Source organism: Aeromicrobium jepli, from assembly GCF_047246605.1.
In the GTDB taxonomy this organism is placed as follows: Bacteria; Actinomycetota; Actinomycetes; order Propionibacteriales; family Nocardioidaceae; genus Aeromicrobium.
This window is the reverse complement of record NZ_JBFOKO010000001.1, coordinates 470,234-490,125: the sequence shown is the minus strand read 5'-3', so window position 1 is coordinate 490,125 and position 19,892 is coordinate 470,234. Positions and strand designations below refer to the sequence as shown.

18 protein-coding genes are annotated in these 19,892 nt (G+C 71.6%); 4 read left to right on the top strand and 14 right to left on the bottom strand.

Annotation, left to right across the window (positions count from 1 at the left end; genetic code table 11):
* The first annotated feature begins 42 nt into the window (after positions 1–42).
* Positions 43–1,560, top strand: coding sequence for an ATP-dependent DNA ligase (locus AB3M81_RS02410; RefSeq protein WP_412902306.1), 1,518 nt, complete (start codon positions 43–45; stop codon positions 1,558–1,560).
* A 78-nt stretch (positions 1,561–1,638) separates the two neighbouring features.
* On the opposite strand, the gene AB3M81_RS02405 is transcribed toward AB3M81_RS02410, so the two are convergent.
* The 7 genes from AB3M81_RS02405 to AB3M81_RS02375 form a co-directional block, all read right to left on the bottom strand.
* The gene (locus AB3M81_RS02405) at positions 1,639–2,409 is read right to left on the bottom strand and encodes an SDR family oxidoreductase (protein WP_412902305.1); all 771 of its coding nucleotides are present in this window, start codon (positions 2,407–2,409) and stop codon (positions 1,639–1,641) included.
* A 23-nt stretch (positions 2,410–2,432) separates the two neighbouring features.
* Complete coding sequence (locus AB3M81_RS02400) at positions 2,433–3,491, bottom strand: acyl-CoA dehydrogenase family protein (protein ID WP_412902304.1); 1,059 nt, start codon at positions 3,489–3,491, stop codon at positions 2,433–2,435.
* Between the two features lie 79 nt (positions 3,492–3,570).
* Entirely contained in the window at positions 3,571–4,740 is a 1,170-nt protein-coding gene (locus AB3M81_RS02395) for an acyl-CoA dehydrogenase family protein (RefSeq protein ID WP_412902303.1), read from the bottom strand.
* Positions 4,733–5,950: an acyl-CoA dehydrogenase family protein gene (locus AB3M81_RS02390; RefSeq protein ID WP_412902302.1), complete on the bottom strand. Its 1,218-nt coding sequence runs from the start codon at positions 5,948–5,950 to the stop codon at positions 4,733–4,735. The genes AB3M81_RS02395 and AB3M81_RS02390 overlap by 8 nt, the downstream gene beginning before the upstream one ends.
* 39 nt (positions 5,951–5,989) lie before the next feature.
* A complete protein-coding gene (locus AB3M81_RS02385) occupies positions 5,990–6,289 on the bottom strand; it encodes a putative quinol monooxygenase (RefSeq protein ID WP_412902301.1) in 300 nt (99 codons plus the stop codon).
* Positions 6,286–7,140 (bottom strand): enoyl-CoA hydratase-related protein, encoded by an 855-nt coding sequence (locus AB3M81_RS02380; protein ID WP_412902300.1) that lies wholly within the window; start codon positions 7,138–7,140, stop codon positions 6,286–6,288. The genes AB3M81_RS02385 and AB3M81_RS02380 overlap by 4 nt, the downstream gene beginning before the upstream one ends.
* An 8-nt stretch (positions 7,141–7,148) precedes the next feature.
* Positions 7,149–8,348, bottom strand: a complete 1,200-nt coding sequence (locus AB3M81_RS02375) for an acetyl-CoA C-acyltransferase (RefSeq protein ID WP_412902299.1) — start codon at positions 8,346–8,348, stop codon at positions 7,149–7,151.
* Between the two features lie 144 nt (positions 8,349–8,492).
* Between AB3M81_RS02375 and AB3M81_RS02370 the strand changes: the two genes are divergently transcribed.
* Entirely contained in the window at positions 8,493–9,932 is a 1,440-nt protein-coding gene (locus tag AB3M81_RS02370; RefSeq protein WP_412902298.1) for an MFS transporter, read from the top strand.
* Here AB3M81_RS02370 and AB3M81_RS02365 read toward each other — a convergent pair.
* From AB3M81_RS02365 to AB3M81_RS02355, 3 genes are all read right to left on the bottom strand, one after another.
* Positions 9,907–10,584 carry a TetR/AcrR family transcriptional regulator gene (locus AB3M81_RS02365; protein WP_412902297.1) on the bottom strand — a complete coding sequence of 226 codons (678 nt, stop codon included), beginning with the start codon at positions 10,582–10,584 and terminating at the stop codon, positions 9,907–9,909. The genes AB3M81_RS02370 and AB3M81_RS02365 overlap by 26 nt on opposite strands.
* 61 nt (positions 10,585–10,645) lie before the next feature.
* Entirely contained in the window at positions 10,646–11,416 is a 771-nt protein-coding gene (locus AB3M81_RS02360; protein ID WP_412902296.1) for a crotonase/enoyl-CoA hydratase family protein, read from the bottom strand.
* Positions 11,417–11,444: 28 nt separating this feature from the next.
* Positions 11,445–12,680: an acyl-CoA dehydrogenase family protein gene (locus AB3M81_RS02355; RefSeq protein ID WP_412902295.1), complete on the bottom strand. Its 1,236-nt coding sequence runs from the start codon at positions 12,678–12,680 to the stop codon at positions 11,445–11,447.
* 145 nt (positions 12,681–12,825) lie between these two features.
* Between AB3M81_RS02355 and AB3M81_RS02350 the strand changes: the two genes are divergently transcribed.
* Together AB3M81_RS02350 and AB3M81_RS02345 are read left to right on the top strand one after the other, a co-directional pair.
* Entirely contained in the window at positions 12,826–13,326 is a 501-nt protein-coding gene (locus tag AB3M81_RS02350) for a thioesterase family protein (protein ID WP_412902294.1), read from the top strand.
* 56 nt (positions 13,327–13,382) lie between these two features.
* Positions 13,383–13,877 (top strand): DUF3253 domain-containing protein, encoded by a 495-nt coding sequence (locus tag AB3M81_RS02345; protein WP_412902293.1) that lies wholly within the window; start codon positions 13,383–13,385, stop codon positions 13,875–13,877.
* 1 nt (position 13,878) lies between these two features.
* On the opposite strand, the gene AB3M81_RS02340 is transcribed toward AB3M81_RS02345, so the two are convergent.
* From AB3M81_RS02340 to AB3M81_RS02325, 4 genes are all read right to left on the bottom strand, one after another.
* Positions 13,879–16,041, bottom strand: a complete 2,163-nt coding sequence (locus AB3M81_RS02340; protein WP_412902292.1) for a S8 family serine peptidase — start codon at positions 16,039–16,041, stop codon at positions 13,879–13,881.
* Between the two features lie 74 nt (positions 16,042–16,115).
* A complete protein-coding gene (locus AB3M81_RS02335) occupies positions 16,116–18,134 on the bottom strand; it encodes a S8 family serine peptidase (RefSeq protein ID WP_412902291.1) in 2,019 nt (672 codons plus the stop codon).
* Positions 18,135–18,261: 127 nt separating this feature from the next.
* Positions 18,262–18,816 (bottom strand): 50S ribosomal protein L17, encoded by a 555-nt coding sequence (gene rplQ, locus AB3M81_RS02330; RefSeq protein ID WP_412902290.1) that lies wholly within the window; start codon positions 18,814–18,816, stop codon positions 18,262–18,264.
* A gap of 34 nt (positions 18,817–18,850) precedes the next feature.
* Positions 18,851–19,861 (bottom strand): DNA-directed RNA polymerase subunit alpha, encoded by a 1,011-nt coding sequence (locus tag AB3M81_RS02325; protein ID WP_412902289.1) that lies wholly within the window; start codon positions 19,859–19,861, stop codon positions 18,851–18,853.
* Positions 19,862–19,892 lie beyond the last annotated feature (31 nt).

Genomic DNA, 19,892 nt, shown 5'->3' with positions numbered 1-19,892 from the left:
TCACGGGCGGCGGCACCCGCCGGCGAGCGGCAGGATGGGCTCATGCTGCTCGCCGAGCTCGTCGCGACGTCCGCCGACGTCGCCGCCACGCGCTCACGGAAGGCGAAGGTCGCGCTGCTCGCCGAGCTGCTCGGCCGGGTCGAGCCCGACGAGCTCGAGGTCGCGGTGTCCTACCTGGGCGGTGCGCTGCGCCAGCGGCGCACGGGCCTGGGCTGGCGTGGCGTGAGCGACGCGGCGCCGGCGGCCACCGAGCCGACGCTCACGGTGCTCGAGGTCGACGCGGCGTTCGAGGCGATGTCGCGGCTCGCGGGTCCCGGGTCGCAGGCGGCCCGGAAGCAGGCCGTCGCCGACCTGTTCGGGCGCGCCACCGGCGCCGAGCAGGCGTGGCTGCGCGCGATCGTCACGGGCAACCTGCGCCAGGGCGCCCTCGACGCGGTCACGCAGGAGGCCGTCGCGCAGGTGGCGCAGGTGCCGCTCACCGCCGTCCGCCGGGCGGCGATGCTCGCCGGCAGCACCGTCGCCGCGGCCGGTGCCGCGTTCGAGGGCGAGGAGGCACTCGCCGCGATCGGCCTCGAGGTCGGCCGGCCGGTCATCCCGATGCTGGCGTCGAGCGCGCCCGACGTGGCCGCGGCGATGGCGACCCTCTCCCCCGGCGACGGGACCGAGGTCGCCGTCGACGCCAAGCTCGACGGGATCCGCATCCAGGTGCACCGGTCCGGCGACGAGGTCCTCGTGGTGACGCGCAGCCTCGACGACATCACCGCCCGGCTGCCCGAGGTGGTCGCGGTCGCCCGCTCCCTGCCCGCCGAGCGGTTCGTGCTCGACGGTGAGGCCCTGGCGCTGGCCGAGGACGGCCGGCCGATGGCGTTCCAGGACACCGCCAGCCGCACGGCCCAGGCCGAGGGCGTCGCAATCACGCCGCACTTCTTCGACCTGCTGCACGTCGATGGCCGCGACCTGCTCGACGCCCCGGGGCACGAGCGGCTCGCCGCGCTCGACGCGCTGGTGCCCGAGCGTCACCGGGTCCGCCGCCTCGTCACCTCCGACGCTGCGGCGGCCGACGCGTTCGCGTCCGAGACCGTCGCGGCGGGACACGAGGGCGTCGTCCTCAAGGACCTCTCGGCCCCGTACGCCGCCGGCCGGCGCGGCGCGGCGTGGGTGAAGGTCAAGCCCGTCCACACGCTCGACCTCGTCGTCCTCGCCGTCGAGTGGGGCTCGGGACGGCGGCACGGCTGGCTGTCCAACATCCACCTCGGCGCCCGCGACGACTCGTCGCCGACCGGGTTCGTGATGCTCGGCAAGACGTTCAAGGGGATGACGGACGAGATGCTGGCGTGGCAGACCGAGCGCTTCCTCGCACTCGAGACCCACCGTGAGGGCCACGTCGTCCACGTCCGTCCCGAGCAGGTGGTCGAGATCGCCTTCGACGGGCTGCAGCGCTCGACGCGCTACGCCGGCGGACTCGCGCTGCGGTTCGCGCGCGTCGTCCGCTACCGCGACGACAAGGGCCCCGACGAGGCCGACACGATCGAGACGGTGAGGTCGCTCGCCACCGGCTGAGCCGGTGCGGCGACGAACGATGATGCATCCGGGCACCCCAGCGGGGCGGGATGCATCATCGTTCGTCCCTGCGTCAGCTCAGCGGGCGTGCGTGACGCCGCCGTCCACCGTGATGGTGGAGCCGACGACGTAGTCGCCCGAGCGCGCCGCGAGGTAGATGGCGGCGGCCGCCATGTCCTCGGGGTCGCCGATGCGGCCCGACGGGATCGAGCCGCTGATCTCGTCGGCGTGGTCGCGCGCGTCCTTGTTCATGTTGGAGGCGAACGCGCCGGGCGCGATGCCGCTGACGACGATGTCGTCCTGGATCAGCCGGATCGCCATGCGGCGGGTCAGCTGGATCACGCCGGCCTTGCTCGCGTGGTACGAGTACGTCTCCTGCGGGTTCAGCGAGATGCCGTCGATCGAGGCGATGTTGATGACCTTCGCCAGGTGGTCGCCGGTCGCCGCGACGAGGTCGGACTTGAGTGCCTGCGTCAGGAAGAACAGGGACTTCACGTTCAGGTCCATGACCTTGTCCCAGCCCGACTCGGGGAACTCGTCGAACGGCGCGCCCCAGGCGGCGCCGGCGTTGTTGACGAGGATGTCGAGGCTCGACTCGTGCTCGCGGTAGCGGGCGACGAGGTCGTTGATGCCCTCCATCGTCGAGACGTCCGCGGGCAGCGAGACGCACTGGCCGAACTGCGAGAGCTCCTCGGCGGTCGCGTCGCACGCCTCGGCCTTGCGGGCCGAGATGTAGACGCGCGCGCCCTGCTTGAGGAAGCCCTCGGCGATCATCTTGCCGATGCCGCGCGAGCCGCCGGTGACGAGCGCCGAGCGGCCCTCGAGGCTGAACAGTTTCGTGGTGTCCATGGTTCCCATCTTCCGTGTGGTGGTCAGTGCGCGGGCAGGTCGACGAGACCGGCCAGGTCGGTGCGGTGCGTCGCCGGCGTGCCCAGCGCGAGCTGGTCGGACTTGGCCCGCTTGAGGTACAGGTGCACCGGATGCTCCCACGTCATGCCGATGCCGCCGTGCAGCTGCAGCGCCTCCTCGGCCGCGTGGACCGCGACGTCGGAGCAGTACGACTGCGCGACCGCCTGCGCGACGGGGGCGTCCGCGTCGGCCGTGGCCAACGTGTCCGCGGCGTAGCGCGCGGCCGCCTGGGCCTGCGCGACCTCGAGGTAGAGGTCGGCGAGCCGGTGCTTGATCGCCTGGAACGAGCCGATGGGACGCGCGAACTGCACGCGCGTCTTCGCGTACTCCACCGTGGTCGTCAGGCACCACTGCGCGAGGCCGACCTGCTCGGACGCCAGGAGTGCCGCCCCGGCCGCGAGCGCGGCGTCGACGGCCGCCACGGCGGCGTCGCCCTCGGCGAGCACGCGGCCCCCACCGTCGACCGTGACGGCGGCGAGCCGGCGGCTCATGTCGAGCGACGTGAGCGGCTCGACCGAGGCCGACTCGTGCAGCACGAGCCGCACCGTGCCGTCGACGAGCGTCGGCACCACGAACAGGTCCGCGCCGATCGCGCCGGCCACGGGAGCGACCGTGCCGCTCCCGGCGGACCACGCGCCGGCCCGGGCCGACCACGGCAGGACGAGCACGGCCCGGGCGCCCTCCGCGAGCCGCGGCAGCATCTCCCGGTCACCGGCCGACACGAGCGCGGTGGTGGCGATGACGGCGGACTCCAGGAACGGCGCGGGCGCGACGTTGCGCCCCAGCTCCTCGAGGACCACGGCGGCCTCGCGCGGACCGGCGCCCACGCCGCCGAGCTCCTCGGGGACGAGCAGGCCCGCCAGCCCCAGGTCGCCGGCCAGGACCGACCACACGGACGAGACGTCGGTGTCGGGCGCGTCGTAGAGCGCTGCGACCGTCCCGTGGTCGACCGCCCGCTGCAGCGCGCCGCGCACGCTGTCGCGCAGCGACTCCTCGACGTCGCTGTACAGAAGATCCGTCATCGGGCCACCGCCTTGGGGAAGAAACGATAGGACGCCGGCCCGATGCCAAGCGCTGCACTGTTCACTCGCTGGCGCTCGCTCATCGCGGCACCTCGTTGAAGGGGACGCCCTTGTCGGGGCGGTGGTCGGCCGGCAGTCCGAGGACGCGCTCGGACACGACGTTGCGCATGATCTCGGACGTGCCGCCCTCGATCGAGTTGCCCTTGGCCCGCAGGTAGCGGAAGCCCGGGCCACGACCCAGGAAGCTGGCCGAGACGGGGCGGACCATCGTCCAGTCGTCGTACTGCAGGCCCGCGTCGGGATCGAGCTCGAGCGCGAAGCCCGAGATCCGCTGCGCCTGCTGGGCGAAGGCGAGCTTCATGGCCGAGCTCTCGGGGCCGGGCTGGCCGACGGCGAGCTGCTGGCGCAGCCGCTCCCCCGCGAGCCGGGTGACCTCGGTCTCGACCCACCACGACATCAGCCGGTCGTGCTCCGCGGCCGACCGCACGGACGGGTCCGTGCGCCAGCGCTCGGTCACGATGCCGATCTGGCCGGCCTCGCGCTCGGCGCCGCTGCCGATCGCGACGCGCTCGTTGTTGAGCGTCGTCGTCGCGACGCGCCAGCCGGCACCGACCGCTCCCACCCGGTCGGCGTCCGGGACGCGGACGTCACTGAGGAAGACCTCGTTGAACTCGGCCTCGCCCGTGATCTGGCGCAGGGGACGCACGTCGACGCCCGGGTCGCGCATGTCGACCACGAAGTACGACAGGCCCGCGTGCTTGGGCACCGTCGGGTCGGTGCGGGCGACGAGGATCGCGCGCTGGGCGTTCTGCGCGCCCGACGTCCACACCTTCTGGCCGTTGACGATCCACGTGTCGCCGTCGAGCACGGCCTTCGTCGCCACGCCCGCGAGGTCTGAGCCGGCGCCGGGCTCGCTGAACAGCTGGCACCAGATCTCCTCGCACGTGAACAGCGGCCGCAGGTAGCGGTCGAGCTGCTCGTCCGACCCGAACGCCAGCAGCGTCGGCGCCGCCATGCCCAGGCCGATGCTGTTGCGGCCGAGGTCGGGCGCGGGCGCACCGGCCTCGGCGAGCAGCTGCTCGACGAGCTGCTGCTCCTCGCGCGGGCGGTCGAGGCCGCCGCGGCCCTTCGGGAAGTGCACCCACGCCAGGCCGGCGTCGAAGCGAGCGCCGAGGAACTCGACGGGATCGACGGTGGCGAGGTCGAAGCGCTCGACGAGCGCCTCGACCTCGGCGCGCACGTCAACCACGGTCGGTCTGCCTGCGCAGCTCGTGGCGCGCCAGGGCGTTCTTGTGGACCTCGTCCGGCCCGTCGGCGAAGCGCAGCGTGCGCACCTGGGCGAACCACTCGGCGATCGGGAAGTCCTGGCTCAGGCCGCCGCCGCCGTGGACCTGGATCGCCTTGTCGACGATCCACTCCACCGTGCTGGGCGCGGCGATCTTGATGGCCTGGATCTCGGTGTGCGCGCCCTTGTTGCCGACCGTGTCCATGAGCCACGCAGCCTTGAGGGTCAGCAGGCGGATCTGCTCGATGCGCACGCGCGACTCGGCGATCCAGTCGCGCACGACGCCCTGCTCGCTGAGCGGCTTGCCGAAGGCGACGCGCTCGTTGGCACGCTTGACCATCAGCTCGAGGCTGCGCTCGGCGATGCCGATGAGGCGCATGCAGTGGTGGATGCGGCCCGGCCCCAGGCGCGCCTGGGCGATCGCGAAGCCCTCGCCCTCGCCGGCGATCAGGTTCGTCACCGGGACGCGCACGTCCGTGAACACGACCTCCGCGTGGCCGCCGTGGTCGCGGTCGTCGTAGCCGAAGACGTGCATGCCGCGCTTGACCTCGATGCCGGGGGTGTCCCGCGGCACGAGGATCTGCGACTGCTGGCGGTGGCGCGACGCGGTCGGGTCCGTCTTGCCCATGACGATGAAGATCTTCGCGTTCGGGTTCATGGCGCCCGAGATGAACCACTTGCGGCCATTGATGACGTACTCGTCGCCGTCACGGACGATCTGGGTCTCGATGTTCGTCGCGTCCGAACTGGCGACGGCCGGCTCGGTCATGGCGAAGGCCGAGCGGATCTCACCGGCCAGCAGCGGCTCGAGCCACTGCTTCTTCTGCTCGTCGGTGCCGAACATGCTCAGCACCTCCATGTTGCCCGTGTCGGGCGCGGCGCAGTTCGTGGCGACGGGCGCGATGTGCAGGCTGCGGCCCATGATCTCGCACAGCGGCGCGTACTGGAGGTTCGTCAGGCCGGCGCCCTCCGCGCCGGGGTGGAACAGGTTCCACAGGCCACGGTCGCGGGCCTGCTTCTTGAGGTCCTCGATGACCGGCGGCGGCGCCCACACGTCGGGCGCGGACTCGACCTGCGACCAGTAGGTCGCCTCGGCCGGGTAGACGCACTCCTCCATGAAGGCGGTCATGCGCTCGATGAGGTCGGTGGTGGTGCTGTCGTACGCGAATTCCATGGGTCTCTCCGATGCGTGGGGCCGCGGCGCGGCCGGGGGTCAGGCGTTCTGCTCGCCGACGGGCTTGAGGACGACGATCGTCGGGGCTCCGGTCACGAGGTCCTTGAGCGTCTCGCCGAACGCGGCGAACTCGGCCGAGGAGCCGTGTCGGCGCAGGGCGTCGCCGTCGGCGTAGGCCTCGAGCAGCACGTAGTCGGTCTGGCTGCCGCTGACGCGCTGCAGGTCCCAGCGCAGGCAGCCCTCGTCGGCCAACATGCCCGGGCGCGCGGCCGCGACGGCCTGCTCGAACTGCTCGGTGCGGTCCTCGCGGACCGAGACGGCGGCGGTGACGTTGATCATCGGGTCTCCTGTTCGGCGGCGATGCGACGGCGCCCGAAGACGGGCTGGCGCTTCTCGACGAAGGCGCGCACCGCGGCGATGTGGTCGTCGGTCAGGCCCGTGGCCTTGTGCAGCGGGACCTCCGCGTCCATGCTCTGCTCGAGTGTCTCGGAGGACGCGCGGCGCAGGTTGTCGAGCATGGAGCCGAACGCCTGCGCGGGGCCGTCGGCCAGCTGCTGCGCGAGCTCGCGGACCCGCTGGTCGAAGCCGTCCTCGGGGACGACCTCGTTGAGCAGGCCCAGGGCGCGGGCCTCCTCGGCGCGGACGCGCGGGTTGAGCAGCATGAGCTCACGTGCCTTGACCGGTCCGACGATGTCGTTGAGCAGCCAGGCCACCCCGAAGTCGCCGGCCAGGCCGACCGCGCCGAACGCCGTGGCGAACACGGCGCGCTCGCTGCCGATGCGGAAGTGCGCGGCGAGGGCGAGGCCCAGGCCGGCGCCCGCCGCGGCGCCGGGAATGGCGGCGATGACGGGCGTGCGGCTCGCGTGGATCGCGCCGACGGTGAGGCGCTGCGCGCGACGCTGCGCCTCGACCGCATCCTGGTCGACCTCGCCGGCGCCGCCGCCCTCGCCGCCCTTGGCGTCGAAGTCCTGGACGTCGCCGCCGGAGCAGAACGCCTTGCCGGCGCCCGTGATGACGATCGCGCCGACCTCGTCGGACTCCTGCATCTCCTGCAGCAGCGTGGCCAGGCCCTCGATCATCGCATCGGACAGCGCGTTGCGGCGGTCCGGGCGGTTGAGGGTGATCGTGCCGATGCCGTCCTCCACGTCGCCGTAGACGTCGTCCTCGAGGCTCGTGCCGTTGATCAGCATGGCGGGCCTCAGGCGATCTCGAACAGGCCGGCCGCGCCCATGCCGCCGCCGATGCACATGGAGACGACGACGTACTGGACGCCGCGGCGACGGCCCTCGATGAGCGTGTGGCCCACGAGGCGCGCGCCGGTCATGCCGTACGGGTGGCCGACCGAGATGCCGCCGCCGTTGACGTTGTAGCGCTCGGGGTCGATCTTGAGCCGGTCGCGGCAGTAGAGCGCCTGCGACGCGAAGGCCTCGTTGAGCTCCCACAGGCCGATGTCGTCGACGCTGAGGCCGTGCTGCTCGAGCAGCTTCGGGATCGCGAAGACCGGGCCGATGCCCATCTCGTCCGGGTCGCAGCCCGCGACGGCCATGCCGCGGTAGACGCCGAGGACGTCCGCACCGCGCTGCTCGGCGACCTTGCGCTCCATGAGCACCGAGGCCGAGGCGCCGTCGGACAGCTGCGAGGCGTTGCCGGCGGTGACGGTCGAGGTCGTCGTGACGGCGCCGTCCGGCAGGACGGGCTTGAGGCCGGCGAGCGACTCGCGCGACGTCGAGGGGCGGTTGCCCTCGTCCTTCGTCAGCGTCACACGCTGCTGCGAGACCTCGCCGGTCTCCTTGTCCTGCACGAGCTTGACCGACTCGAACGGCACGATCTCGGCGTCGAAGCGGCCGGCCTCCTGCGCGGCGGCGGTGCGCTGCTGCGACAGCAGGGCGAACTCGTCCTGCGCCTCGCGGCTGACGCCGTAGCGCTCGGCCACGATCTCGGCCGTCTGCAGCATGGGCATGTACAGGTCGGGGCGGTGCTCCACGAGCCACGGGTCCTGCGCGCGGTGGTTGTTCATGTGCTCGTTCTGGACGAGCGAGATGGACTCGACGCCGCCGCCGACGGTGATGTCCATGCCGTCGTGGACGATCTGCTTCGCGGCCGTGGCGATCGCCATGAGGCCGGACGCGCACTGGCGGTCCACGGACATGCCCGAGACCGAGGTCGGCAGCCCGGCGCGCAGCGCGGCCTGGCGGGCGACGTTGAAGCCGCTGCTGCCCTGCTGCATCGCGGCGCCGAGGACGACGTCCTCGACCTGGCCGGGCTCGATGCCCGCGCGGGCGACGGCCTCGCGGATCGCGTGGCCGGCCAGCTCCTGCGCCTGCGTGTCGTTGAAGGCGCCGCGGTAGGCCTTGCCGATGGGCGTGCGGGCGGTCGAGACGACCACTGCCTCTCTCATGGAACGCTCCTGGTCTCGAGGTCGAAGAGGTGCTCGCCAAGGCGGCACGAACGACGTAATATGAATCCTGCTTCAGTTTCAACTTTGACGGTTCGGCCGTCCGCTTGTCAACCGCGCGGTCCGCGCAGGAGGTGCCGTCCACCCATGACGCGGTTCGCCGATCCTCGCCGCCCGACGCGGCGGCCCCCGTCGTCCGGGGCCGCCCTCATCGTGGTGCTGGCGCTGCTGTGCACCGTGACCGCGCTGCTCCAGACGATGGCGGTGCCGGTGCTGGCCAAGATGAGCGACGACCTGGGCGTCTCGACCGCGGCGATCGGCTGGGTCGTCACGATCAACCTGCTCGCCGCCGCCGTGCTGACACCGGTCCTGAGCAAGTCCGGCGACCTGCACGGGCGCCGCCGCGTCCTGCTGTTCGTCGTGGGCCTCATCGCCGTCGGCTCGCTCATCGCGGCCGTGACCTCGAACTACTGGGTGCTGCTGGCGGCCCGGGTCATGCAGGGCGCCTCGTTCTGCCTGTTCCCCCTGTCGGTCGGCATCCTGCGGGCGAGCCTGCCCCTGCGGCGCCTCCCGCTCGGGATGTCGTTCCTGACCGGCGCGATCAGCGTGGGCGCCGGCGTCGGGCTCGTCCTGACGGGCGTGCTGACGCACGGCGACCGGGACTACCGCAACATCTTCTGGTTCACGCTGGCGCTCTCCCTGGCGCTGTTCGCCCTGGCCTCGGTCGTCGTCCCGAAGGACGTCCCGCACTCGACAGGTCGCGTCGACTGGCTCGGCGGGGTCCTGCTCGGCTCCGGGCTCGTGCTCGTGCTGCTCGCGATGACGCAGGGCAACGACTGGGGATGGACGAGCGCGACGACCCTCGCCTGCGGCATCGGGGGCGTGCTCGTCCTCACGCTGTGGCAGTGGCTCGAGCAGCACGTGACCGAGCCCCTCGTCCCGGTCGAGATGCTGCGCCATGGCACGCTCGCGGCGGCGAACCTCGTCGGCTTCATGATCGGCCTGGGGACGTTCCTGGTCTTCCTCGCCATCACGGCGCTCGTGCAGGTGCCGGCGACGCACGGCCACGGGTTCTCGGCGAGCGTCCTCGAGACGAGCCTGGTCTACCTGCTGCCGTCGGCGAGCATCGGCATCGTCGCCTCCCCCGTCGGCGGCATCTGCGTGACCCGGTTCGGCGGCCGGGCGACGCTGTTCGCGGCCTCGCTGCTGTGCCTCGCCGGCTACCTGCAGCTGCTCCTCTGGCACGACCGGCCGTGGCAGGTGATCGTCGGCTCGATCGTCGTCAACGCGGCGTTCAGCGTCGGCTTCGCCGCGGTCCCGGCCGTCGTGGTCTCGGTCGTGCGGCCCGAGGAGACCGCGCTCGCGAACGCGATGGCGTCGATCTCCCGCTCGACCGGCAGCGCGCTCGGCAGCGCGCTCGTCGTCGCGCTGGTCGCCCACCACATGATGGCCGACGGGCACCCCGACGAGTCGGTCTTCGAGGCCGTCTTCGCGATCGGGGCCGCGTCGATGGTGGTCGCGGCGATCGTGACCTGGGTCGGGATCCCCCGCCACCGGCCGCTCAGCGGCCCGGCGACTCGATCCTGAGCGCGTCGGCCCACAGCTGGGTCAGCGTGTCGACCATCTCGTCGATCGACCAGTCCTCGCCCAGCACGAAGCGGGCGTAGCCGGCACGCGCCACCATGCCGGACAGGAAGCTCGAGGCCAGCAGCGGATCGGTCTTCGACTTGGCGATCCCTTGCTCCTGCAGCCGCGCGATGCTCTTGGCGTTGCGCTGGATGAACGCCTGGCCGCGCTGGCGCCGGCGCTCGCGGAAGTCCTCGTCGATGCTGGCGACCTGCTCGAGCAGGGCCATGAACCGCGCGAAGCGCTGGTAGGACTCGAGGTACGCGCGGTTGGAGGCGCGGATCATCGCGACGGGGTCGTCGCCGTCCGGCACCTCGCGGACGTCGGGGTGGAGCATCTCCTGCTCGACCTCGGCCAGCACCGCGAGGAAGACCTCCTCCTTGCTGTCGAAGTACGTGTAGAAGGAGCCGGCCGAGATGCCCGCCTCGGAGGTGATGTCGACCAGGCGCGCGTCGAGGAAGCCGTCACGCTCGAACACGGTCCGAGCCGCCTCCACGAGCCGGCCGCGGGTGCGCAGCCCGCGCGGAGTCGTCGGCAGCTCGCGGGGCGTCATCGCCTCCGCGAACCCGGCCGAACGCCGTTGGCGCGTGGCGCCCGTCTCAGTGCTGCTCATGCCCATGATCCTAGGGGAATCCGACGTCAGGTTCGGCCCACCCGACGCGCGCCGGGTGGTCTCAGCGACCCCGCCACACGGGCGGGCGGCGCTCGGCGAACGCGGTGGCGCCCTCGCGGGCGTCCTCCGACTGGTTGACCCGCATCATGATGGGCTCCTGCTCCTGCCAGCCGCGCTCGAGGCCCCAGTCGGCCGCGCGCTCCAGGACGTGCTTGGACCCCTCGAGGCCCAGCGGAGCGTTGTCGACGAGCTGGGCGGCCAGGGCGAGCGCCACCTCGAGCGCTCGCCCCGGCTCGGCCACACGATTGACCAGGCCGACCTGGTACAGCCGCTCGACGGGGACCGGGTCGCCGGTCAGCGCGATCTCGGCCGCGACGTGGTACGGGATCCGCTGCGCGAGGCGCAGCAGCCCGCCACCGGCCGCGATGAGCGACCGCTTGACCTCGGGCAGCCCGAGCTTCGCGTCCGACGCCGCCACGATGAGGTCGCACGCCAGCGCCATCTCCAGGCCACCCGCCACCGCGAAGCCCTCGATCGCCGCGATCACCGGGGTGCGCGGCGGCTTCTGGGCGAACCCGCCGAACCCGCGGTCCTCGAACGCCGGGAAGTCGCCCTCCAGGAACGCCTTGAGGTCCATCCCGGCGCTGAAGCCGCGCCCCTCACCGCGCAGGATGCCGACGCGCAGGTCCGGGTCGGCGTCCAGGCGGTCGAACGCGGCCGCCAGCTCGCGCGCGACCTGGCTGTTGACCGCGTTGCGGGCCTCGGGCCTGTTCAGCGAGATGACCAGCGCGCGGCCGTCGAGCTCGGTGGTGGTGGTGATGACCGATGACATGTCGAGCCTCTCGTCGTGACCTGGGCGATCAGGCCCGGGCTTCGGCCGCGCGCTCCATGCGGCGCAGCTCCATGCGCGCGATCGTCCGCTTGTGGACCTCGTCCGGGCCGTCGGCGATGCGGAGCGTGCGCTGGTGGGCGTAGAAGCTGGCGAGCGGGAAGTCGTCCGTCACGCCACCGCCACCGTGCACCTGGATCGCGCGGTCGATGATCTTCAGGGCCATCTCGGGTGCCTTGACCTTGATCGCGGCGATCTCCGTGCGGGCCTTCTGGTTGCCGACCGTGTCCATCAGCCACGCCGTCTTCAGCACGAGCAGGCGGGTGGCCTCGATCTCGATGCGCGCCTCGGCGATCCAGTCCTGGATGTTGGCCCGCTCGGCGACGGGCTGGCCGAACGTCGAGCGCGACTGGGCGCGCTCGATCATGAGGTCCAGCGCGCGCTCGGCCATGCCGATCGAGCGCATGCAGTGGTGGATGCGGCCGGGGCCCAGTCGGGCCTGGCTGATCATGAAGCCGTCGCCCTCGCCGGCGAGCAGGGCGGTCTTCGGGACGCGGACGTCCTCGAACAGGATCTCGGCGTGGCCCTCGCGATCGAGGTAGCCGAAGACCGGCAGGCCACGCAGGACCGTGACGCCGGGGGTGTCGATCGGGACGACCATCATCGACTGCTGGCGGTGGGTGGCCGCGTTGAAGTCGGTCTTGCCCATGACGATGAGGACCTTGCAGTTGGCGTGCAGGGCGTTCGAGGCGAACCACTTGCGGCCGTTGAGGACGTACTCGTCACCGTCGGGGGTCATGCTCAGCTCGACGTTCGTGGCGTCCGAGCTGGCGACCGCGGGCTCGGTCATGCAGAAGGCCGAGGCCATCTCGCCGGCCAGCAGCGGCTTGAGGTACCTCTCCTTGTGCTCGGCGGTGCCGAAGAGCTCCAGGACCTCCATGTTGCCGGTGTCCGGGGCGTTGCAGTTGATCGCCTCGGGCGCCAGGTACGGGCTGCGGCCGGTGATCTCGGCCAGCGGCGCGTAGTCGAGGTTGCTCAGGCCGGGCGAGCCCCACTCCTCGTTCTTGTGCGGGTGGAACAGGTTCCACAGACCGAGGGAGCGAGCGGTCTTCTTCAGGTCCTCCAGCACCGGCGGGTGGAAGTTCGGGTTGCCCGACTCGACCATCTGCTGCATGTACACGGACTCGGCCGGGTAGACGTGCTCGTCCATGAAGGCCAGAAGTCGCTCCTGGTACTCCTTCGCGCGGTCGGACAGTTCGAAATGCATGCTCAGCTCCTTGCTGATCGGCGGGAGAGGGGACCGGGACGCTGGGTGGCGTGAAGTGGTCGCAATTTAACATGAATTTGGTCTCAGTTTCAATCTGCTCGGCCCCACTACCTGAAATCAATTTCATGTCTGCTTGGATGGCGCCATGCCGCACGCCACGCCCACCGTCGAGGACGTCACCGAGCTCGGCACGGTCCTGTCCCTCGTCGCTCCCCCGGAGTTCGAGGACGGGAACGGCCACGTCAACGTGGGGCACTACTACCGCCTCCACATGACCGGCGCGGACGCGTACTTCCGCGAGCTGGGCTTCGACGACGACTACCGCGAGCGCACGGGCCACAGCGTGTTCAGCATCGAGCACCACATCCGCTTCCTCGACGAGTCGCTCGTCGGCGAGGAGCTCTCGGTCCACCTGCGCCTGCTCGGCGTCGGCCCGAAGGCCCTGCACGGCCAGACGATCATCGTGAACCGCACGCGGGGCACCGTGGCGAACACGCTCGAGTTCCTCGAGCTGCACGTCGACCTCTCGACGCGGCGCACCACGGCGATGCCCGAGCACCTCATGCCGCCCCTCCACGCCGAGCTCGAGCGGCACCGTGCCCTGCCGTGGATGCTGCCGTTGTCGGACACCATGGGCGTCCGCTAGACACGCGCGAGCGCACCACCTCGGGTAGCGTCGAAGACCCGTCCGAGGAGTCCCGCATGCCCGACCGGAGCGAGCCCGAGCGCACGCCCGACGGCCACCACGTCGTCATCGACGGCCGCCGGTGGCGTGCCACGGATCCGGAGATCCCGGACAACCTGCGCCAGGAGCTCGTGGACGAGCTCATGAGCGCCCGTCGCGCGGTGCGCGCCGGCGAGCCGGACGCGCGCACGCGGGTCGGCGACGCGAAGGTCGCGCTGGGCGAGCGCGGTCACCCGTGGTGGGAGGAGCCCACCGACGAGGCCGTCGCCGAGCGCGCCCGCGCCACGATCCACGCCCTGCTCCGCAAGCGCCGCGGCACCACGATCTGCCCGAGCGACGTCGCCCGCGTGATCGGCGGCGACGACTGGCGCGACCTCATGCCGGCGATGCGCGACCTCGCCGACGAGCTCGCCGAGGCCGGCACCGTCGTCGTGACGCAGCGCGGCGAGCCGGTCACCGCCGCCACGGCCAGGGGTCCGGTGCGGATTGGCCGCGGCGAGCGGTTCGCCTGAGTCAGCGCGAGCGGACGACCTTCGAGCGCGACGACGCCTTCAGCTGGCTGTTGCCGGAGTAGACGACGCGGATCGTGTGCTTGCCCTTCTTGAGCTTGGGCAGCCGGATCGAGACGCGGCCGCCGTTCTTGCTGTAGATCCGCTTGACCGCGATCCGCCGCTTGCCGTCGTAGACACGGATCGTCCCCGTCGGTCGCAGCGACGCCGAGACCTTGACCTTCATCGTCACGCGCTTGGACTTCTTGACCTTGCTCGGCATCGAGAAGGCGGTGCGCGAGCCGAGCTTCGCCACCGTGACCGAGGTGTCGCGGTGGATGCCGGCGAACGGGCCCGAGGTGATCGTGTGACGGACCGTCAGTCGCTTGCCGGCGTCGGCGGCGCGCACGCGGTACGCGCCCGTGGTCGACACCCGCGTGGAGCCGCGCCACCACGTCAGCGTGCCCGAGGCGCTCGGGCCGACGAGGCCGTAGGCCGAGGCCCGCAGCACCGAGCCCGACGTCGCCCGGCCCGTGACCGCCGGGGGCCGGCGCGGGGCGGTGATTTTCGACAAGTCGAGAATGCCGCGGCCACAGGAGGTGCGACCGGTGGTCGTGCAGTCGATCGTGTCGGTCGTCAGTCGGCCGCCGCCGATGGTCTGCGGCCCTTTCTTGACCGGCGAGAACGGCTGGGTGGCTGCAGCGAGCATCGCCTCGACAGAGGCCGGGCTCGAGATGCCGAGCGAGTACAGCAGTGCCGCACCGCCCGCCACTGCCGGCGTCGCCATGCTTGTGCCTTGGTACCACCCGTAGCTGGGTGCACCTGGACCGGTCACGCCGGCATTGAGGGTCGAGAGGATCCCGCGCTCGGCTCCGGCGGGAGCGACCTGCTGGTCGCCGCCCGCCGCGGCGATATCGGCACCGGTCCCCGCCGTGGAGTACCAGGCGCGGTGACCGGTGTCGCTGGTCGCGGTGACCGTGAAATATCCCGCGCACGACGCCGGGACGCTCTGGCTCACAGGAAAGATCGACTGGGCCGATGCGTTGCCGGCCGCCGCGACGAGCGTTGCGCCCCTCGAGCGCACCGTGCTCGCGACTTGCTCATACGATACGCAGTCCTCCCGCGCCTTCTCGGCCGTTTGGGTCTCGCTGCCGAGCGACAGGTTGATGACCTTGGCCGGGGTGCGGTTCAGCGGTACGCCGTACTGACGCAGGTCGACACCGGCCGCCCAAAGAATGGCGGCCCGAATGTCTGAGTCCCAGCCGCCGCAGTGGCCGAGGGCGCGGACGGGTTGCACGCGGACGTTGGGAGCGACGCCGGCGACGCCTTCGCGGTTGTTCGCCTTGGCAGCGACGGTCCCCGCGACATGTGTGCCGTGCCACGAACTGTCCTGCGTGTAGTCAGCTGGGTCGTCGTCACCAATCTGCTCGCCGAAGCACTTGAGGACCAGTGCCTCGTCCCGCCAATCGCCCGGGTCCGCGGGGTTGGAGTCCCAGCCGGTCCCGTCGCCGGCATTGATGTAGGTGCGGTCGTAAAGACAACCCTGGGCCGACCAAGTGCACTCGTCGTCCACGAAGTCGTAACCCGCGACTGTCTGCCCGACGAGGTCGGGATGCTGGGTGATGCCGGTGTCGACAACCGCCACCACGGCCGAGGCGCTGCCCGACGTCGCCTGCCACAGCGCCGGCGCCTTGGTGGCGTATCCCCCGTTGACCGCGACGCCGTCGATCGAGCTGCGCGTGTCCCACAAGTTACCCTGCTGTGTGGCGTAGGGATCGTTGACAACGATCGGCGGCGCGGCGTGGGCCGACCTCAACGTGTCGGGGACGGCCCACTCGACATCGGGCCGCGAACGCAACTGCGCCAACGCATCGTCGAGCTCCCCGACCACGACGACGTCGTCTAGCTTCAGCAGGGTGACCCCACCCGGCGCGGCGTCGGTCCCGGCCACGTCGACCGAGTCGTCCAGGGCGGCATCCGCGCTCCTGGCGAGGGATGAGCGGCGGGTCGACGCGGAGCTCGACGCCTTCACCATAATCCCGCGGGCGACCGCGGGCGCGGATGTCTCGCCACGCGCCGTCGCCGAGTTGGTGTCGCCAGCACTTTCCTGCGCCGAGGCGGGCTGCAGGCCCACGAGGGACGTCGCCGTGGCGAGAGCCACCAGGGCGGGGATGAGACGACGGACCACGGGAGCTCCTCGACGACGGCACACAAGTCACCACACACTACTGGCAATCACAGCAGTCACATAAGTGCCGCAGCTCAGCGAGAACGCACGACCGCTCCGCGCGAGGACGCCGAGACCTTGGCGCTGCCGGAGTAGACGACCCGGATGGCGTGACGCCCCTTCTTGAGCTTGGGCAGGCGGATCGAGACGGTGCCCCGGTCCTTGGCGTACAGCCTCTTCACGGCGATGCGGCGCTTGCCGCCGTAGACGCGGACCGTGCCGGTGGCGCGGACGTACGGCGCCGTCACCCTCACCCGCACCGTGGCGCGCTGCGACTCCTTGACGGTGCGCGGCATCGAGAAGGCGGTCCGCGAGGGCGTCCTCACCACGACGCTCGCCTGGTGGAAGATCGCCCGGTCCCCACCCGCGGCGCGCGTGCGCACGGTGATCTCGCGGCCGAGGTCGGCCTGCGTCGGCCGGTACGTCCGACCCGACGCGACCGCCGTGCTGCCGCGGTACCAGGTCAGCTGCACCGACGAGGTGTTGCGCCAGCGGCCCGGCGTCGCCGAAAGCGTGCCGCCCGGGCGGGCGAGGCCGCTGATGCGCGGGGCGCTCAACGGCGCCTTCGCGTTCACGACGCCGGCCGCGTCGACGATGCCCGAGCCGCAGGCCCGGACACTGCAGCTCCCGCGGCGCGCGGTGGCGCGCAGGACGCGCTCGAGCACGACCGGGTTGGTGATCCCCACCGACTGCCCGAGCGCGGCGACCCCCGCGACGGCGGGAGCCGCCATCGACGTGCCCGCCATCGTGCCGTAGACGTTCGCGCCCGGACGGGTCGCGCCGTTGTTCCAGGTCGAGAGGATGTTCTCGCGCGACGGCGAGGCCGGCCCCGAGCCGCCCGGCGCCGCCACGTCGACGCCCGCGCCCTCGTTGGAGTAGAACGCCTGCTCGCCCGTGGGCGTCGTGGCCGCCACCGAGAGGTAACCCGAGCACGAGGACGGCACGTTGTACCGGTGGTCGTAGCCGTTGTTGCCGGCCGCCGCGACCACGAGGGCGCCCCGCGCGCGAGCCTTGCGCGCCACCATGCCGTAGAGCCGGCAGGCCTGGCGCGCCTCACGCAGCGTGTTCGTCACCGCGCCGAGCGAGAGGTTGATGACCTTGGCGGGCGTGCGGTTGACCGGGATCCGGCCGTGGCGCCGGTCGTAGGCCGTGACGTTGATGCCGGCGGCCCACAGGACGCTCATCGCGATGTCCCAGTCGGTGCCGCCGCAGCGGCCCAGCGCGCGGACCGGCTGCACCTTCACGGCCGGCGCGACGCCCGCGATGCCGACGCCGTTGTTGCGCGTCGCGGCGACGATGCCGGCGACGTGCGTGCCGTGCCACGTGCTCCGGCTCGCGCCCATGTAGCCGCAGGTGCTGGCGCCGCGCCAGTCCCCCGGGTCGGCGGGGCTCGCGTCCCAGGCGTTGCCGTCGTTCGCGCTCTGGAACGTGCGGCGGTAGCGGATCTTCGTGCACGCGTTGTCGACGCACCGGTACTCGTCGTCGACGAAGTCGCGTCCGGCGACGAGCCGCCCGCGCAGGTCGGGGTGGTCCGATCGGACGCCGGTGTCGATGACCGCGACGCGCACGGAGGGGCTGCCCGTGGTGACGTCCCACGCGGAGTCGGCGCGCACGCCCCACGTCCCACGCAGGTTCCACTGCTGGCCGAAGCCGGGGTCGTTCGCCGTGGCGGACGGCATCCGCACGCCGTTCGGCACGGCCCACTCCACGTCGGGCTGGTCCTCGAGCTGCTCGATCGCGTCGTCGAGGTCCGCGGCGTCGACCTGCTCCGACAGCTCCAGCAGGCCCAGCTCGCCCGAGGCGGCGTCGGTGCCGGCGACCGCGACGTCGTCCGGCAGCTCGGACCGCACCTCGTCGGCCAGGTCGGCGACGTCGCGCTCGGCAGCAGGGTCGAGCTTGACGATCAGCCCGCGCGCGGGCTGCGGCGCCTCGGTGCCCAGCAAGGTGGTGGCCGGCTCGTCCTGGGCGACCGCCTGGACCCCGCCGGCGGCGACGGCCAGCGAGACGGCGACGGGCAGGAGGGCAGCCGCGAGGCGGCGGGAGACGTGCGGCATGTGGTTCTTTCCCCGGGATCGATGCGAGGCCGAGCCTATCGACGGACGCCAAGGCGACCGCGGGCCACGACCGGTGAAACGACGAGGCGCCCACCCCGTGCGGGATGGGCGCCTCGTGCGTGAGGTGTTACTTGGCCTCGTCCTCGTCGGCCGCGGGAGCGGCCTCCTCGGCGGGAGCCTCGTCCGTGACCTCGGCGTCGGCCGGGGCCTCGGTGGCCTCGTCCGCGGACGCCTCGGTGGCCTCGTCGGCCGGGGTCTGCTCGACCTCGTCCGTGGCCGGGGCGGGCTCGGCCGGCGCGGCGGCCGGGGCCGACGCGTCGAACGTCTTGGCCTCGACGATCTCGATGACGGCCATGGGGGCGTTGTCGCCCTTGCGCGGACCGATCTTCGTGATGCGCGTGTAGCCGCCCGGGCGGGTGGCCATGGCCGGGCCGATCTCGGTGAACAGCGTGTGCAGGACACCCTTGTCACGGATGACCTTGACGACCTGGCGGCGGTTGGCCACCGTGTCGGTCTTGGCCTTCGTGATGAGGTGCTCGGCGTACGGGCGCAGACGCTTGGCCTTGGCCTCGGTCGTCGTGATGCGACCGTGCTCGAACAGGCTCTGGGCCAGGTTCGCCAGGATCAGCCGCTGGTGCGAGGGGCTGCCGCCGAGGCGAGGACCCTTGGTGGGGGTGGGCATGTCGTTACTCCTGAATCAGTGGTGTCAGAGCAGCTCAGTACTGCTCGTCCTCGGCGAAGCTGGCGTCCTCGTCGAAGTTGTCGATGGCAGCGGCCGGGTCGAATCCCGACGGGCTGTCCTTGAGCGCCAGACCGAGCTCGGCGAGCTTGGCCTTGACCTCGTCGATCGACTTCGAGCCGAAGTTGCGGATGTCCAGCAGGTCCTGCTCGCTGCGCGTGATGAGCTCACCCACGGTGTGGATGCCCTCGCGCTTGAGGCAGTTGTAGGAACGGACGGTGAAGTCCAGGTCCTCGATCGCCAGGGCGAGGTCGGCAGCCAGCTGCTCGTCGACGGGCGACGGGCCGATGTCGATGCCCTCGGCCTCGACGTTGAGCTCGCGCGCCAGGCCGAACAGCTCGACGAGGGTCGAGCCGGCCGACGCGATCGCGTCACGCGGCAGCATCGACTTCTTGGTCTCGACGTCGATGATGAGCTTGTCGAAGTCGGTGCGCTGCTCGACGCGGGTGGCCTCGACCTTGTAGGTGACCTTCAGGACCGGGCTGTAGATCGAGTCGACCGGCATGCGGCCGATCTCCTCGTCGCCGGTCTTGTTCTGCACGGCCGAGACGTAGCCGCGGCCACGCTCGACGACGAGCTCGATCTCCAGACGGGCCGAGTCGTTCAGCGTCGCGATGTGGAGGTCCGGGTTGTGGACCTCGACGCCGGCCGGCGGGGTGATCGCGGCAGCGGTCACGTCACCGGCCTCGTCGGCACGCAGGTACATGACGACGGGCTCGTCGATCGTCGAGGAGACGACCAGGTTCTTCAGGTTGAGGATGATCTCGGTGACGTCCTCGGTCACGCCGGGGATCGTCGAGAACTCGTGCAGGACACCGTCGATCTTGATCGAGGTGACGGCCGCACCCGGGATCGACGACAGCAGCGTGCGACGCAGCGAGTTGCCGAGGGTGTAGCCGAATCCCGGCTCGAGGGGCTCGATGACGAACCGCGAACGGTAGTCGTCGACGACCTCTTCGGTCAGGACGGGGCGCTGGGCGATCAGCATGGTTCTTCCTTTCCGGGCCCACCACTATTTG